Source organism: Pseudoalteromonas sp. A22 (assembly GCF_018141345.1).
Classification (GTDB): Bacteria; Pseudomonadota; Gammaproteobacteria; order Enterobacterales; family Alteromonadaceae; genus Pseudoalteromonas; species Pseudoalteromonas maricaloris.
The window spans coordinates 214,865-231,123 of sequence record NZ_CP047238.1 but is presented as its reverse complement, the minus strand read 5'-3'; the positions used below and the strand labels follow the sequence as shown (position 1 = coordinate 231,123).

Genomic DNA, 16,259 nt, shown 5'->3' with positions numbered 1-16,259 from the left:
TTTTTAGCGAATATTATCACCAACACTCATTGACACAATTTGGCTTAACTCTTGTAAGCTAAGCCCGCTATATTGACGCATTTCATTGAAAAATTGCTGCGCCGCTTGCAGTGACTTCTGACTTTGCAAGCCACCATCGATGATCTCCTCAGCACGTAGTACTGTTTCGACATCTTTACTCAGTAAAAACGTATCTTTACCTAACACACGAAGCGCGTAAGGGCCAGTATTCCCCCAAGTCTCGAGCCATGCTTTTTCAAGTACAGCCACAAACCAACAATATTGTCTTCCGGCCAGTTTGCGACGAATTCACTAAAGCGGCCATGCTGTTGTTGCACTTCAAAAATCATATGGCAATTATCAGCGATACTTTTTACCTTTTTAGCATTACGAATGATCCGTTCATCCTGACTACGTTGCTCGTACATTTCAGGAGACATCATTAACAACTTCTCGATTGAGAATTGCCAAAACACTTCTCTAAAGCCGTCCCATTTATTATCAACCACCGCCCAATAAAACCCACTTTGAAATATCTTGCGCGTAAATTCTTCTAACCATTGATCATCACTTAATGCCAATAGCGATTCGGTACTCAATGGTTGACTAAGCTTAGCTTTTAGCGCCGCCTCAGAGCCTTTACGCTCGGCAGCCCTATGATAAATTTTTTCGAATACTTTCATGCTCGTATATACGTCCGATTTGCATTCCCTACAGAGTAACTGATCTCGGGGTTGGATGTGAGGTTTTTAGCGCAAATTACCTTTGAATCGTAGGCTAAAAATACGCACCATCTTATTGCATTTTTACTAAATATTTACAGCCAAGCTTCGTCAACTAGGTATCTAAAATTGCGCCGCAGCGCTGGGAAATGAGGACAAACCATGTTGAGTGAAATATCTGCTTTGCAATCCACCAATACAACGCTTGAGTCCATTGACTTATCACAACAAGCTTTTTTTGTTTCGGGCACACGGTGCTTCTTAACTCAACGGCCACATCATAGGTTCACCACTCAGATAAAAGATCACGATGTATTAGTGAGCCAGTTAAAACGAGAGCTAGCAAAGTGCAGCAGCAATGATGCGATAGCATTCGGTGTGCTACCATTTTGCAAAACTCAACAAGCTCAATTTATTGTAACTGAGCAAGCGCACCAATATGATAAAGAAACTTTCAAGCAATGGATAACCGCCAAAGGCACGCTTAAGCAGGACACTATGCCATCGCTTGAACGTATCTCGCATAGACAATCACAGCATCACTATGAGAGTGCGATACGTGAAGCCAAAAAGCTATTTGCCAACGAACAATTAGAAAAAATTGTTCTTGGCAAACAAGTAGACCTCTATTTTGATGCACCACTTTCACCGGAAACCATTCTGACAAATCTATTAACCCAAAGCCCTAGCGGTTTTCACTTCTCCTTTCCAACGGAACAAAACTCCACCTTGATGGGCGTGAGTCCAGAATTACTCTTACGCAAACATGGGCAAGCGGTTCTCAGTAATCCCCTTGCTGGCTCAGCTAAACGTTCAAATGATAAGGCTATGGAGTTTAAACTCAAACAAGCATTAATGGCATCAAAGAAAGATCGGTATGAACATGCTGTTGTATTGGTAGAAATGTCACAGGTTTTACAACCTTGGTGTCAAAAGCTTACCATACCCTGCTCGCCCTCATTGCTGAGCACAGCAACGATGTGGCACTTGTCCACAGAGGTTGAAGGTCAACTCGCCGACGCTAACACTCATGTATTAGCACTAGCCAATCGTCTACACCCTACGCCTGCACTATGCGGTAAACCGACTGCCGATGCCTATCCTTGGATCCACTCACTAGAGGGAGAAAGTCGTGACTTTTTCTCAGGGATCGTTGGTTGGTGTGACAAACATGGAAATGGTGAATGGGTGGTGGTTATCCGCAGTGGTGAGATAAGTGCGAATCATGCCAGACTATTTGCGGGAGCTGGTATTGTCGCAGCTTCTGATCCGACTGCCGAATGGCTAGAAACCGAAGCAAAACTTTCAACTATGCTAAATGCGCTTGAATCCAATCAGGCTTACCATCAACTTAGCCAAATCAAGATGCGCGCAACTGCTTAACTGCAAAACGATAAAAATGCCCAGCATTTTACTGGGCATTTTAATTTTCGGAATTAACTTACCTGCGGTATTACACGTTTATAACAGCAGGTGCTAACCCAGTTAAAACTGGTAAGATACACTTGCTTTAATGTTTCTTCCTGGTTCATAGTCCATTAAGAATAATTCACCAAATACTGGGTGAAAAGAAACCCCGTTTTTAGAAGATTGTGAAGAATAAAACTCATCAAACAAATTATCTACACCTAGACGAACATGCAAACTAGGTACTGATTCAGGCTGCCAGTGTGCGCTGATATTATGCACGGTGAAGCCATCTTTACTGTTGTCTAAATCGGCGCCATAGAGATCGGTACCTTGTGCCACATCATCAACAACCATAAAATCCCAATTCAGCGTCAAGTTATACGCCGTAATTTGGTAAGTAAAGTCAGCTGAAATAGTATCACCCTGCTCTCGCTCTAAACGCGCGCCATCTAACGAGGCATACTGTGTAAATGCATCAAGTTCACTCTCAGAGTTAGAGTAAGTTAACTGAAAAGAAAACGCATCAAGCGCAAAACCAGCATAAGCTTCAAACCCATCTACAGTCATATCACCGACGTTGTCTTTCCACGTTTCACGAGGTGCACCGCCAGGTAATGCTGCATTATCAAAAATATAGTCGTCAATTTGCGTTCTGAATATCGTTGCGCCTAAACGGAGTGTCTTGTTGGTCCCAACTTCACCATCATAAGCAATCGAAAACTCGGTATTAATGCCCGTTTCCGCTTCAATGTCTTGATTGCGGTTATCACCTAAACCAGCACCAACAAATACCTCACTTATTTCTGGGCCTTTAAATAGCTCAGTCGAACTTAACTTCACCATTAAATTTTCATTAAATTGATACTCAGCAGCCAATGATAAAGAAAATTCCGAATAATCATTGTTCACTGTGCCTGAATCTATATCGTAGCTATCGTGCCTAACACCAGGAATAACCGCCAAACCATTACCAAAATCAATTTTGTCCTGAATGAAAAAGGCTAGATTTTTCGCACTTTCTTCAGAGTGCTTTGAACCACCTGACGCAATAGCTAGATCGTACTGAGTATCGTGCTTCACATAATCTGCGCCATAAGTGAAGGTATGCTCTTCTTCAGCAAAAAGCCCAGTTGCCAGTGTTTCACCAAGCAAATTTAGCCCCGTATTTTCAGCTTCACCCGTCACTTCTCCAGCGTACGCTTGGAACCTAGGAGAAGGAGACATAGACCAACCTGATTCGTCGCGATAAAGTTCACTGGTATTGGAATATAAGCTCGCCTTTAATGAAGAGTTTTCGCCCCAGTTAAGATCATAGCTCAGCGTAATTGTGTCTCTTGTAAATTCTGTCGGCCATAACAAAGGGATCTGCAAGCTATTAGTAATAGCAACATCTGTCGCTAAGCCCATATCAGGGCGATAACTGTAGTCACCTTCATCTTTATAAGTCTCGAAACTCAGTGCAAGACGTTGGTTGTTATTAATATTCCAACCAAATTTAATTAGCGCATCAGAAACTTCACCTTCAAGACCTTTTACCTCACCATCAGTACCTGCAACGACTTCATCGTTTTGGTCTAAGATCTTGCCACCACCCACTTCGTAATTATCACGCTCAACATGGTTGTAATATGCAAGAAAGTCGACATCATCGGTCAACAAACCAAAACCCGTTACCGAGTAATTATGCCCGGCATTGTCTGCAGCCCCTGCTGAAACACGAGCGGCAAAGCGATCGTCACCAGAAAGCAATTCACGTGCTTCTTTTGTTTCGAACCGCACTGAACCACCAAGACCGCCGTTAATTACTGAGTTAGTGCCCGTTTCAATATCTACTGACTTTAGAATATCAGCATGAATTTGAAGGTTACCCATGTGGTGGTACATGTAAGTATTTTGTGCTGCACCATCTATTGAAATTTTAAGATCTTTGTCATCCATACTACGGATAGTGATTCGCTGGTTCAGCGAGTGTGCACCACCGACATCAATGCCAGGAATAGAGCGCAGTAAATCAGAAATATGGTCTGCTTGTTTATCCGCAATTTCTTGTTCTTTTAAATACAGTGCAGAAGTTTTTACCGCAGTTGACCAAACTTCTATTCTTTCAATTTTACCTGCATCACCTGAGTCAGCCAAAGCTGGTGCTGATAGTACCCCCGCGAGTGCTAAAGCGAGGGTTGAAGGGCGAAAGCCTAACTGCTTAGTGCGAGAAACCAACATAAGTATCCTTTAAATTTTGATGTTAATACGAATCACTCGTAATATTGTACACTTTTACTTTTGTTGCATTTTGAATATTAGTTATGCAAAATCGTCAATCTATTATGCGTTTTAGAAAATTGTGGCACTTACTATGGAAGGGAATATTTCCAACGCTGAGCTCAACAACAAGTTGTTATTGGCGAGTGGATTAAACTGCCGTATCAACGGCTTTGATATTGAGCAACTTATTGCGATTGGTCGACTCTCTTTTTTGCCATTGAGCGATGATCTTCAACTTCATACCTGTCAATGTATCGAGCAGCAGCAAACTAGCAGCTGTGCAGAATTGCAACCAAGTGTGAACATTACCGTATTGCTTAAAGGTGTTGTGGAATTTAGAGTTGCGAATAAATATTACCGTTTCAGCGCTGAAAACGCACCTCAGGCATTTGTCAACCTCATCACTCAGCCCGAGCCTTTCACTCGCTATCTGCAAAAACACCAAGAAGTCGAAAAGGTCACACTGAGCGTCAGTCCTCGATGGCTCGTTGCGAGACTGTCGCAGCAATATCAATCTCTATTTACCACCACGAAAGTGATTGAGTTACCGCTACAAACAAAAGCAATTTCGCTGTCACAACAACTGCTTCAAACCCCAAAACAACCAAGCTTAGCTGAACGTTTGGAGTGTGAAGGTGTTGTGATGCAATGGTTGAGCTGCTTTCTTCCTCGCCTGATAGACAGTAGTAACCAGAGCCACGTGATGTATAAACAGCCCTTTCACTCAGATATTGAAGTCAAAAAAAATAAGATCATCGATTTATTGTCGGAAGGAAAAAGTGTTGAGCAGGTCGCATTAGAGCTTGCTATGAGCTTAAGCAGCTTACAGCGTTTCTTTAAACGCAGCTTTAACACAACACCAAAACAGTACGTTAAACAAAGCAAGCTCAATAAGGCACGACATGCGTTGTTAGTTGAAGGCTTGTCGATTGGAGAAGCTGCATACTTGGCACATTATGACCATGTTGCCAACTTTATTGCTGCATTCAAAAAGCAATTCGGTGTCACTCCGATGCAGTTTGTAAAAGCGCATCGCAGCGACACTCTGGGAGCAACTTCAGGTTAAAGTAACTAGTCGAGTTGCTTTAACCATGTTTTTTGATTTAATAGATAAATCCCTGCCACCAAGACTGCAACTGAAGCGATAGTCATTGCTAGATAAATAAAGAATAACTGAAACCCTAGACTGGCTATCATCGGTTCAAACAACACAGGGCTAATAAATTGCCCGGTAAAGTAACAGGTTGTCATAATCCCCATAGCTTTTCCTCGCATCGGTGGCGGAACAAATTCGAATAGCCAAACTACAAGGTTTGGTCGAATAAGGCCAAGACCCGCGCCGATTACAAAGCTAGCGCAAACAATGCTACTAAAAGTGTTTACAAAACCAAGTAACGAAAATCCAGTTGCAACAATAAGCCAGCCAACTAAATGTGCTTGCTTAATATTCAAGTACTGTCTAACACGACCATAACCCATAGAGACGCATGACATCGCGAATAAAAAGCCCGCTATTACTAAGCCTATAGTGCTGGCTGATGCTTGCTGAGCAGACAAATAAAAAGGCAAATGAATCGTTAATCCATACAGTACAATAATTTCTACCAGTGCTAGTGTACAGCACAGCAAAAAGGTTCGGTTCATCCAACTACTTGGTAGTGATTGAGTTTGTGGTGGCAGGCTAACTGGCGGCACCTTTACCCAAAGCCATACCCCTGGTAGTACCAAAAGTGCGAGTGAGTAAATGGCAAAAACCCAAGTCCAATGCTGCTCTGCTAAAAAGCCTGCAAGCGCCAAGAATAGTACGCCACCAAAGCCACCAAAGGCAGCTTGCAATCCCATAAACTGAGAAAACTTGGGCCCTTCGAAGTATCGTCCTGCGATCGTTGTGCCACTCACCATAATAAAAGCAACGGCGACTCCCATCATCGCTCGACTACCAAGGATCAGCCACAACGAATCCTGCCAGTAATAACCTAGTCCACCACTAAGTACGAACAATATTAGTGCGTTCACTAGTAATTTTTGACTATTCCATTTGTCGACTAAACTTCCTGCAATTGGTGCACAAAGTGCTATCACGAGACCAGGTAATGCTAAGGTCATTTTGGTCCAAAATGCGGCATGTTCAATACCTGAGAAAGCCACTGTCATCGCTGGTAATGCTGGCGCTAGAGTCGCACTAGCAAGCACCGTCATGGTACTTGCTAACAGCAAAAACCAAGTCGCTAATCGCGTTTGATTCATGCTGGACCTCCAATACGCTTGCGAGCGCTCGCCACCGCTTTAAGATAATCCTCAAAAAGCTCATGCTCATCAAACCGAGTGCTACGCCCTGCTTTCACCACTAAATCACCAGCCACCATTACCGAATCTACATCAAGACTTGACCCTGTAACAATAAAAGTTCTCAGTGGATGACCAGAAAGCTTGTATCGATAGTCATCATTGTTCACTAACACTAAATCTGCCTGCTTACCCACTTCAATCGAGCCAATTTGTTGCTCCCACCCCAACGCTTTTGCTGCATATAAAGACGCTGTTTTTAAGGCTAAGGTAGGTGGGCAGGCGGTATTACAATTTTGTGCTTCGTTGTGCCCAAGGTGTGCCCCCCGCATGGCTTCACACATACCACCAATAAACGAGATATCGCCATCGGTACTGCTAGAAACCCATACACCATCTTTTAAAAAACGCCCTATCTGCCCAGTTTCACTGATTGTTGCCTCACCAAGCATGCCGTAGTGCGCTGGTGAATGGCAGATATTAACACCCGTTTCAATAAGGCGTTGATACTCATCCTCGCTTGCATAAGCTGTGTGCACAGCTAATAGCTTGTCAGTAAGTAATCCCATGGCATCAAAGCGCGCGATAGGCGAGCGACCAAATACGCGTTCAACTTCAGCACGTTCATTTTTTAGCGGCGCTAGGTGTGTGGCATAGGGTACTTGGTATTGCTGGGCGATACTAGCCAGTGCTTCTAGCTGTTTGTCAGAACTACCAAAAGCCCCCATCACGGAAGGCATCGCCCCCACAAGCCCTGAGCTATGATTATCCCAAGTTTCGATAAGTGATAGCCAATCCGCTGTTTGTAGCTCAGTATCAGCGATGATAGTGGGTGTCGACTTATGCGCTTCCAGCATTATATCCGATCCCCAACGACTCACCCTTAACCGCATACCTAAATCAATCGCAGCAAGCGCCATTGCGTCAGCTTTATTTGCCGAACCAACATCCCCCAGCGCAGTTGTACCCGAACGCAGTTGCGTCCACATACTCCAACGGGCGATGGCTAGACCTTCCTCTAGCGTCAACTTATCTCCCACAGTGGAGATAAAGCCAAACATGGAACCTAGTGCTTGAATATTGCCACCATTTGAATACGCAGTGGCCTCTAAGTGGGTGTCATCAGGTGACTCAGCATTTGGCGCGACAAAACTTTCATGCCAATGAGGATTTATAAGCCCTGGCAGCATTAACTTACCTTGACCATCAATCCGTTGATCGAAGTTACTAGGTTGTTCTCCATCCTCACCCAGCGCTTCAATATATTTGCCGTGAACAAGTAACCAACCTTTTGGGTAAACAGTATCTCTTGTGTCTGCAGTGTAGATAAAAACATTATCAATTAGCGTGCGCAGTGCATTGTTCTGCGGCTTGTTACAAACCGCTTTTAAGTTTTCAAGTTCACCAACCTGAGCACTACCAAATGCAGCACTTCCTGAAGCGCCAGCAAGTGCTGCAAAGCGCTGTGTCGACAAGCAAGAACAAACCATTAGCTGGCATCCTGAGGATCAAAAAGGCCTGCTTCTTTCATCGCTATTAGTGATGCCTTAACTGCGGCTATTGTTTCGTTGATATGCGCTTCAGTATGTGCGCCACAAATAAAATTCACTTCACGGCGCATAAGCACACCACGTTTTGCCATTTCAGCTAGAAAAGGTACTGCAAACTTTACGTGCTCTTGCGGATCTTTGGCAAATAAGAACATCGGAATAGGGTCATAACCAACTACTTTGAGTGGCACACCTAACTGCAGTGAAACCTGATTAACCTCTGCTTTTAAAATTGCGCCAAGTCTTGCTATATGCTGAGTGAATTCAGTGCGTTGATATTCCTTTAATACAGCATCACACACTGCTAGCGAGAGCATTTCGCCACCAAAAGTAGTCGATACTTGCAGCTCATTGATCCGCGACATCAACTCACGCTTGCCTGCCACAGCAGATAAAGGCATCCCCGCCGCAATACCCTTAGACAAGGTCACTAAATCAGCCTGAATACCGAAGTATTCTTGCGCACCGCCGGGTGCTAATCTAAAGCCAGTTACCACTTCATCAAACACCAAGATCACACCGTGTTCACTGCAAGTATTTCGTAACTGTTCTAGGAATGGTCTTTCTAAGACGCGATTATATGGAACCGATAGCAACACCACCGCAAGTTCATCTTTTCTTGCAATGATCTTTTCAATGATTTTTGGTTCATCTGCAGGAGTAAATAATAGCATGCGATGAGTTAACCCAGCAATAACAGCCGGTACCCCGGGTGTGTCAAACATGTACTGATCATGCCAACCGTTATAACCTACCGTCATAATTTCATCTCGACCTGTCACGTGACGGGCGAGTCTTACCGCTGCAGAGTTAGCATCTGCACCCGTTTTAAAAAAGCGAACTTGTTCGGCATTTGGGATCACTTCAATTAAGGTTTTCGCCGTCTGCACTTCGATAGGTGTAGGCAACGAATGAATAATGCCGTTGTGCAAGTGCTCTGTAATTGTATTGACAACAACAGGGTGATTGTGACCTAAAGTATTGGCCGCTAAACCACAAATAAAGTCGATATATTGATTACCATCAACATCGGTGACAATGGCTCCCTCTCCCTTGCTCAGATAAACCGGGAAAGCCCCTGGTGCAAATTGCTCTGGCTTTTTCATCATTGATTGAGTAAAACCCGCGATCACTTGTTCACCTTCGGTTTGAAGTTGCTGAGATTGTGTCAAAGAAAGTGTTTGATTATTCATATATTCCTCGAAAATTAATGTCCTAGTGTCGCCCCACCATCAACCAACAGATTAGCCATGGTGATGTGTCGAGCTTGGTCACTGAGTAAAAACAAAATACTGTTTGCGATATCCGTCGCTGAGGCGATACGACCTAGTGGAATACCTAATTTGAATTGCGTTAAATCGCCTTGAATGGTTTGCTCAGCACCATTTTCATCGCGCCATAGCTGCTGCTGCATTTGAGTGTCGGTAGACCCCGGCGCAACTAGGTTACACCGAATGTTAAACGGTGCGACTTCTAGGGCTAGCGTTTTAATCATCGCACTCAAGGCCGCCTTTGAAGCGCAATAACTGCCCATATTCACTCTAGGTGTGCTAGCTGCATTACTGCTCACAGCAACGATGGCACCACGCTTTCTTATCCGCATCTTATTCGCCACCGCCTGACATAAATAAAATGGCCCATGGCAATTTACGGCAAACGTATCAAGCCACTGGGCATCGCTTTGTTCTAGCAGCGTTCCCATGTGCAAAATACCAGCGACACTGGCAACATACTCTATTGCACCGAGCTGGATTTCAATTTCCTCAACTACGGTTTGCACAAGGTTTTTGTTCGTAACATCAAGATGGATTTGGAAGTGATTAGCCGTTACTTCTTGGAGTTGACTCGCGGCAGTAGCAATATCTGCCGCAACTACAATCGCTCCGCGTGCTAATAGTTGCTCGACCAGTGCTTTACCTATGCCCTGATAAGCTCCCGTCACCAACGCGATACGCCCTGTAAATTCACATTCATTGGACATCTAGTACACCTCATCCATGATTTCATGTCGGCGTTCATGATAGGTTTCTTCATCCTGACCGCGACGCCAATATGGAATGGCATACAGTTGTTTTTTTGATAACCCAAAATCTTGAATAAGCTGCTTACGACACGCCAGTACTGCACCATTTTCGCCAGCAATAAAAGCACTGATAGAAGTCACACCTGAGGGTATTGCAACATTTGCAATTGCTCTTGCAAGTTGTTCACAGTCACCACTTTGACGCAGCAACCAATGAATATTGACACCTGATGGTGCAGTAATAGTATGCTTATCATCTAATGAATCTATTTCAATAAAGACTTCAGCTCGTCGCTCTGCCTCAAACCCCTCGAGCAGCGCGCTAATCGCCGGAACAGCTGTAAGGTCGCCTGCAAGCACGTGCCAATCCGCATCCGCTAGCAATGGATCTGGCCCACCGGGCCCTGCAACCCCAAGTTCAGCGCCAACGTCGGCATTGACCGCCCAGCCAGATGCTGGACTGTGGGAGCCGTGCACTACAAAATCAATATCCAATTCATTGCTGTCTGGTCGATAAGCTCGCACCGTGTAAGCCCTTGTCACCGGGCGATCCGTCGGCCAAACAATTTTACCGCTATCATCACGTGTTGGGAGTGATAATGTGCCGGTTGTTCTATTTGCGAAGAATAGCTTGATATGCGCACCATCATAACCGCTTGGGAAGCCATGTAACGCTTCGCCAGAAACGGTGATCCTCAACAAGTGTGGCGTGATATAGCGCTTAGCTACACAAAATACACGGCGAGGACCGCTAGGTGGAACTGGTTGTCGCTGCTTCATGACAACTCCTCTTTCGATTCAGAAAATTTAGCCTGTAATGTCTGCAGTCGTTTATACGCTTCAGGATGGTGTTCAATTTTTAGCAAGTTGCTGGTAAAGGCATAAATGAGGTAGCGCGCTAAGTCGGCCTTTACAAAAGACTGCAAACTCGCATCGTGTTGGAGACTTGCTGAGATAAAACTCTGATTGCTCGCAACCAATGTCGTCGCTTTTTGTGATTGCTGCGGCTGACTTGTAAAGAAACTTGCAATCGCTAGGTCTTCTTCATCTTGTGACTGTTCAAGAACAGCCAACCAGCTCAACAAAGATTCCACTTTGAAAACAAAACCAAAATCGATAAGCCATTGATACAATTCCGGTAACGACACTAAAGTTTGCGGTGTCACGTTAAAGACAGCCGCAGTAGTAGGCGTTAAAGTTTGTGCGCTGACAAATTTGGCAACTCTATCTACAGGCGTCCACGGCTCAGACACAGCAAGCTCAGGCAAACGATGAAACTTAAGTCCAGAGCGCAAGATGCGCCATACCAAGTCATTGTGGTTAATATAGCCACTTTGTTTGGCCCCCGTAACTCGTGCTAAGCGATATACTTGTGCTGCTACCCCCTGCTGGATCGCAATTTCAACCATCGCTTCCGCAACCCATTTTGATTGCTGATAACCATCGTGAAGGCCACTATGATAAGGAATAAACGCCTCATCAAGAGGCTCTCCGGACTGTGGTGCAACCGCAATAGTCGAGACGTGATTAAATGGCAAACTAAAATATTTCGCGAACATCAATAATTCAGCTGTCGCATCTGTATTTGCCACTTTTAAGCTACTGTAATCACGTAACACAGAGGTATGCGCTGCATTGTGTAATATTCGAGTCACGCGCATGCCCAGCTGTTGATAGTCAGCATCACTCAACCCAAGTTGTGACGCGGCAATATCTCCAAGTAACAGCGTTACCCGAGAACTATCTATTTCACCAAGGTTTTGCACGTCGAAGGCTTGCTGTAACCGTTCGAACCCATGCTCTATGTTATTAGCTCTTACACTACAAATTACACTTAGATCCGGCTTCGCAAGTAAATGCGCCAGTAACTGCGCACCAACAAATCCCGTTGCACCGGTCAGCAACACCGTTTCCTCACTAGTTTCAGTTAGTGTATGCGGTTGAACCTGCAACAGCTTATCTCTAAATTGAGCAAGGTCTGCTTTTATCGTTGTCGCGATATCCACGTTCGTCTTGTGTGCTAATTCATCACCAAGCTGAAGTGCATTACACAAGTCGACGAGTTTAGGATGCGCAAATAAAAATGCGACATTCACCGTTTTATTAAGTAGTTGTGTTAGCCGCCCTGCAACTTGAATACATTGGAGTGACTGCCCCCCAATGCTGAAAAAGTTATCAGCTAATCGGACATTACTCACGCCCAGAACTTCCCGCCAAACGGCAGCTATCTGTGTTTCAAAGTCACTCATAATCTCAGCGTCACAGGCGGTATTTTGCTGCTCAGATAATCGCTTGCGATCGATTTTATTGGCCGGTGTTTTAGGTAAAGCTTCATATTGATAAAGCTGTGCAGGTAACATTGGAGCGGGTAACTGCTCACTCAGCACTGTGCGTAAATCATTTAACGCCCATGCGGTGGTACTCACTATATGCGCCGCCAAAGCAGTTGCACTACCTTGCGCATTCTTAACCACAGTCACCGCGGCTTCAAGAATGGCAGGAACACTCAATAGCACAGCTTCAATCTCACCAATTTCAATCCGGTAGCCACTGATTTTTAACTGGGCATCGACGCGGCCAAGATATTCAAGTTGCCCACTTTTATGCATCCGCACAATGTCTCCGGTACGGTAAGCCGCTATGCTCCGCATAGCTTGCGGATCCCAAAATGAAACAAACGCAGCAGCAGTTTGCTCGGTCAGACCCAAATAACCGCTCGATAAACCCACGCCCGTAAGCCAGAGCTCTCCGCGCTCGCCAAATTTTGCTATCTGGCCTTTTTCACGCATTACCACAGCACCGCGTCCGGGTAAGGGCAAACCAATTAAGCTTGGATTTGTTGCTTTACTGAGATCAATGGCAGTCGCAACGACTGTAGCTTCCGTTGGGCCGTAAGTGTTAAGTAAACGTACAGACTGTTTAAACTGCTCACGCCACGCTTCTACACGCTGACGATTAACCGCCTCTCCACCTATAATGATGGTATGAATTGACACAGGAAGCATACGGCGAGTCGCGCACAGGTGTCGACAAAGCTCATGCCAGTAAGCGGTAGGTAAATCGAGTATAGTAATACGTTGGTTTTCTAGTTCGGCAAGAAAATCCTCAAAAGACTCCAACATGGCGTCATTACGCAGTATCAACGTCGCACCGGCCGTCAAAGTAACAAAGACTTCTTCAATACAGGTATCAAAATGAAAGGGCGCAAACTGTAATACTCTATCTTGAGCGCCTACTTGGTAGGCCTGACGTGCGCCACTAACAAAACCTGCCAATGCGTCGTGGCTTATCTGCACCCCTTTAGGCTTACCCGTGGAACCTGAGGTATAGATTAAATAGGCTTGTTCTAGTAAAGGAAGTATTGATGGGGTGGCAGCCAACGCTTCAAGCTGGGCATTTGCAAGTTCGCTTGCAATATTAAGCTGTGTAACGCCAGCATCGCGGATCTCAGCTAACCCTTCACTACTATCATCCACTAATGCTAGGCATGGCTTAGCATCAGCGATAATACTACGATTACGCGCAGAAGGAGCCTCGTTATCAATAAAGACGAAGCGGTGCTGCGCAGCAAATACGGCCCACATTGCAATCACTGTATATTGGCTACGAGGCAGTGCGAGTAATACGGTACCATCAACGACGGAAGCATTGACTCTAAGGCGTTTTGCTAACCATAGCACTTGCTGTACTAACCGCTCATAGCTAATAGCATGTCCATCTATCGTCTGAACCGCTATTGATTTAGGCGACTTCCTTGATAACTCCAACAAACAACTAAGTACGTCACTCTGCGCCACAGGTGCCGGAGTCTCACTTATCGCAAAGTCCCGATTGGTAACGCGTAATGGCATTTGCAAGTCCACAGCAACAGTATGGAGAAACTGCAACGTTTCACTTTGTATACTCAACAACTCAGCTTTACTATAGCCACTTTGGTTACCTTCAATCTCGAAACGAATACTGCCGTCCATTTGCTTGATAAAAATAAATGCAATGTCCTCAACAGGCCCAGCAGACACAGTATGACTTGTCACCGCTTCACCTTGGCAGGTTTCATGACGTTCAAAAGGTAAAATATTAACAACTGCACCAAACAATCTTGTTGGCAATTGCAAGATCGCAGCTTCAGCTTTTAAATCTTCATAACGATATCGAAAATGCCTTCTAGCTTGACGCAATTGCTCACTGACCTGACGGATTAAACCTTCAAAACTATCAACAAGCACAAAGTCCACTGGAACCGGTACAATATTCATATGCATGCAGGGCGTATTCGCGGCTTTTGATGCCATACGATTGGCAACAGGCATGCCCATGATCGTTTTCGCCACCCCAGTGCGTTGATAAACAATAGCGCTAACCGCGGTTAGTAATAGTTCAGACCAGTTGGCGTCGACCGAATTGGCTCGAGTCTCTAATTGATTGAGCAAGGTTGCTGATAATTGCGTCGTAACCTTTTCCTTGTCCGCCTCTGTATTTAACACTTGTGTTGTCAGGGCTGCGGCATTATCCAGACCTTGCAGCTGCTGTTGCCAATACAGCCTATCCTGCTGATACCACTTGCTTTGACGGTACTGACTATCTTCAGTGATGACAGCTTGATATTGAGTTTCATCAGCCGTAACTTGAGCCCCCTCATAGGCCTGAATCACTCGATTAGAAACCAGCGCAAAACTAAAGCCATCCATCGCAATATGATGCGCACCAAGTGCCCAATAGTAGTGGTTAGTGGCAAGTCGGATTAACACATGACGATATAAGTCGCCATTGGCTAAGTCATAAGGCTGAGTTTGCCACTTTATCAAAAGCTGCTGTGCTGCAAACGCTGCATCATCGCTTTCTGACAAGTCGATATAGTCGCCCAACTTTGCCACTCGCTCAGCTTCACTGAGTAATTGAGTTGTCGGCACGCCTTGATGTTCTATAAAGCGTACATTGATTGCCGTTGTACTTTGTAGCACTCTTGAAGCAGTTAACAGCCAATCTTCAGCATTTATTGGCACGTTTAACTCAACATACTCAGCAGTGTTATAGCGCGTACTAGTAGGCTGTTTTGCCTGCCCAAGCCAAATCCCAAGTTGCGCAGCGGTTAAAGGCCAATTACTCATGCAGGTTCCATCGCCAGCGGTGCTTTGCCCACTAGAATTTCATACCACTCATTAAGTGTGGTGCTTTCTGCAAGTTCAGCTAGCGTAATATCGATGCCTTGCGCCCGCCACTGATCAATCAATGTCATTACGCGAATGGAATCTAATCCGAGATAGAGTAAATTTTCTTCGGGATCAACCTCTTCAACATCAATGCAAAGCAATGCTGCAATCGCCTCCTGCATCGAGCCCAAAGATAACTTCTGTTGTGTATTTTGTGGTGTGCACGCAGCGATAACCTCGTCCAACAACTGCACCTGCCCACAACGAGACGAAACATACTCCATCGCATGGAGATGTTCTGCTTCACTAAAATCTGCGACAGCATCCGCAACAACGAATGCTTTTATGTCATACATAAAGGCGTCTAATGCCGTAGATAAGATACCGATATGGGCATAAATCCCACAGATAATAAGCTGGTCTCGACCTTGTGCCTGCATATCCTCAAGTAGGGTACTACGTTTAAATGCGCTGTAACGCCACTTGGTATAAACCTTATCATCGGCAGTTGGAGCAAGTGCAGGTAAAATGCTTGTGTCTTGCTCAGTCAGGCCAGTTCCCCAAAAATCGGTTAGCAGCGCTCTATCTTTCGGATCTTGATTTGCGGGCTGTGCAGTATACACAACTGGGACACCAGCAGCTTTGGCTGCCACGATTAAACTATTAATTTGTTGGATCAAAGACCGCATCGGTGCTTGCCTTGTATCATAGAAATTCACAAAATAAGATTGCATATCGTGAACCAATAGCACCGCTTTACTCGGGTTAATTTGCCACTCAGTGCGATTTTCCGGGCGGCTTGATGGTAATGGATATGAAGAAATACGTGGGATTGCCATGAGTTTATCCTATTGAG

Annotated in this window: 10 protein-coding genes and 1 pseudogene; 2 read left to right on the top strand and 9 right to left on the bottom strand. The window is 44.9% G+C overall.

Going from position 1 to position 16,259, the window contains the following annotated elements:
* Positions 1–3: 3 nt before the first annotated feature.
* Positions 4–683, bottom strand: a pseudogene (locus GSF04_RS05880) (DNA-3-methyladenine glycosylase I).
* 201 nt (positions 684–884) lie between these two features.
* Here GSF04_RS05880 and GSF04_RS05875 point away from each other — a divergent pair.
* The gene (locus tag GSF04_RS05875; protein ID WP_211859017.1) at positions 885–2,105 is read left to right on the top strand and encodes an isochorismate synthase; all 1,221 of its coding nucleotides are present in this window, start codon (positions 885–887) and stop codon (positions 2,103–2,105) included.
* Between the two features lie 102 nt (positions 2,106–2,207).
* On the opposite strand, the gene GSF04_RS05870 is transcribed toward GSF04_RS05875, so the two are convergent.
* Positions 2,208–4,352, bottom strand: coding sequence for a TonB-dependent receptor (locus tag GSF04_RS05870; RefSeq protein ID WP_039494760.1), 2,145 nt, complete (start codon positions 4,350–4,352; stop codon positions 2,208–2,210).
* A gap of 133 nt (positions 4,353–4,485) precedes the next feature.
* Here GSF04_RS05870 and GSF04_RS05865 point away from each other — a divergent pair, with 133 nt between their 5' ends.
* On the top strand, positions 4,486–5,460 hold the full coding sequence (locus GSF04_RS05865; protein WP_211859016.1) for an AraC family transcriptional regulator: 975 nt from the start codon (positions 4,486–4,488) through the stop codon (positions 5,458–5,460).
* Positions 5,461–5,465: 5 nt separating this feature from the next.
* On the opposite strand, the gene GSF04_RS05860 is transcribed toward GSF04_RS05865, so the two are convergent.
* From GSF04_RS05860 to GSF04_RS05830, 7 genes are read right to left on the bottom strand one after another with little or no spacing between them, the layout of a single operon-like run.
* Positions 5,466–6,641, bottom strand: coding sequence for an MFS transporter (locus GSF04_RS05860; protein ID WP_017219316.1), 1,176 nt, complete (start codon positions 6,639–6,641; stop codon positions 5,466–5,468).
* Complete coding sequence (locus tag GSF04_RS05855; protein ID WP_211859015.1) at positions 6,638–8,170, bottom strand: amidohydrolase family protein; 1,533 nt, start codon at positions 8,168–8,170, stop codon at positions 6,638–6,640. The genes GSF04_RS05860 and GSF04_RS05855 overlap by 4 nt, the downstream gene beginning before the upstream one ends.
* Positions 8,170–9,423 (bottom strand): aminotransferase class III-fold pyridoxal phosphate-dependent enzyme, encoded by a 1,254-nt coding sequence (locus GSF04_RS05850; protein ID WP_211859014.1) that lies wholly within the window; start codon positions 9,421–9,423, stop codon positions 8,170–8,172. Before GSF04_RS05850 ends, GSF04_RS05855 begins: the two co-directional genes overlap by 1 nt.
* Positions 9,424–9,437: 14 nt before the next feature.
* Positions 9,438–10,211, bottom strand: coding sequence for a 2,3-dihydro-2,3-dihydroxybenzoate dehydrogenase (gene dhbA, locus GSF04_RS05845; RefSeq protein ID WP_039494764.1), 774 nt, complete (start codon positions 10,209–10,211; stop codon positions 9,438–9,440).
* Positions 10,212–11,033, bottom strand: coding sequence for a siderophore-interacting protein (locus tag GSF04_RS05840; RefSeq protein ID WP_211859013.1), 822 nt, complete (start codon positions 11,031–11,033; stop codon positions 10,212–10,214).
* Positions 11,030–15,361 carry a non-ribosomal peptide synthetase gene (locus GSF04_RS05835; protein ID WP_211859012.1) on the bottom strand — a complete coding sequence of 1,444 codons (4,332 nt, stop codon included), beginning with the start codon at positions 15,359–15,361 and terminating at the stop codon, positions 11,030–11,032. Before GSF04_RS05835 ends, GSF04_RS05840 begins: the two co-directional genes overlap by 4 nt.
* Positions 15,358–16,242 (bottom strand): isochorismatase family protein, encoded by an 885-nt coding sequence (locus tag GSF04_RS05830; protein WP_211859011.1) that lies wholly within the window; start codon positions 16,240–16,242, stop codon positions 15,358–15,360. Before GSF04_RS05830 ends, GSF04_RS05835 begins: the two co-directional genes overlap by 4 nt.
* Between the last annotated feature and the right edge of the window lie 17 nt (positions 16,243–16,259).

Bases quoted from the DNA above. Each gene is read 5' to 3' on its own strand.
- dhbA (WP_039494764.1), bottom strand. From the start codon at position 10,211: ATGTCCAATGAATGTGAATTTACAGGGCGTATCGCGTTGGTGACGGGA.
- GSF04_RS05870 (WP_039494760.1), bottom strand. From the start codon at position 4,352: ATGTTGGTTTCTCGCACTAAGCAGTTAGGCTTTCGCCCTTCAACCCTC.
- GSF04_RS05840 (WP_211859013.1), bottom strand. From the start codon at position 11,033: ATGAAGCAGCGACAACCAGTTCCACCTAGCGGTCCTCGCCGTGTATTT.
- GSF04_RS05875 (WP_211859017.1), top strand. From the start codon at position 885: ATGTTGAGTGAAATATCTGCTTTGCAATCCACCAATACAACGCTTGAG.
- GSF04_RS05860 (WP_017219316.1), bottom strand. From the start codon at position 6,641: ATGAATCAAACGCGATTAGCGACTTGGTTTTTGCTGTTAGCAAGTACC.
- GSF04_RS05855 (WP_211859015.1), bottom strand. From the start codon at position 8,170: ATGGTTTGTTCTTGCTTGTCGACACAGCGCTTTGCAGCACTTGCTGGC.
- GSF04_RS05830 (WP_211859011.1), bottom strand. From the start codon at position 16,242: ATGGCAATCCCACGTATTTCTTCATATCCATTACCATCAAGCCGCCCG.
- GSF04_RS05865 (WP_211859016.1), top strand. From the start codon at position 4,486: ATGGAAGGGAATATTTCCAACGCTGAGCTCAACAACAAGTTGTTATTG.
- GSF04_RS05835 (WP_211859012.1), bottom strand. From the start codon at position 15,361: ATGAGTAATTGGCCTTTAACCGCTGCGCAACTTGGGATTTGGCTTGGG.
- GSF04_RS05850 (WP_211859014.1), bottom strand. From the start codon at position 9,423: ATGAATAATCAAACACTTTCTTTGACACAATCTCAGCAACTTCAAACC.